The 577-nt window shown below is 60.5% G+C and carries 1 protein-coding gene; it reads left to right on the forward strand.

What is annotated here, in order from left to right; genetic code table 11:
• Nucleotides 1-577: hypothetical protein (locus IAG03_RS14705; protein WP_249320764.1), on the forward strand; the 577-nt coding region annotated here is incomplete at both ends.

Genomic DNA, 577 nt, shown 5'->3' on the forward strand with positions numbered 1-577 from the left:
GCTACGGAGAAATAGGCAATTTTGCCGTCCAGGACGGGCAAACCGGCGGCGTTTCGGCACAGCGGGGAAACAACCCCTATGGAACAGAAACCGGCGCAGAAGGGCGCACAGGGGCATTTTCCGGGGCCATCCGCGCGACCGATCCGAAGAGCGGCAGGACGGTCACGGTGACGGGCATTGCAGACCCGGACCGGGCGACGGTACAGCTTTCAAACGGACAGCCGGCTGCAGCCGGCAGCATCCAGTATCAGGACGAAACTTCGGGGGCGCTTGTCAAGGAAGCGATTCTCATGCCGAGTGCTGCGTCCGCCAATGTGTTTTTGAGCGGATATCACGGCGGGGACGTTTCGCTGTATGCCGGAGAGTTTAAACGGTATCTTAGCGCCGGGCAGGCCGGGAACAGCTTTTCGTACACGTCCGGACGGTACGGGATCGGCATCATCGACAGCGACGTTGCCAAAAGCGCCTGGTATATCGGGAAGAATCTTGCAGAGACCGAGACACGGGCACAGCAGAAGGCGGCGAACAGGGAAAAGAAAACCGCCCGCACACAGGAGCAGACGGCCTATTTCACGCG

The sequence above is a fragment of the Yeguia hominis genome, assembly GCF_014384705.1.
GTDB classification, from domain to species: Bacteria; Bacillota; Clostridia; order Oscillospirales; family Acutalibacteraceae; genus Yeguia; species Yeguia hominis.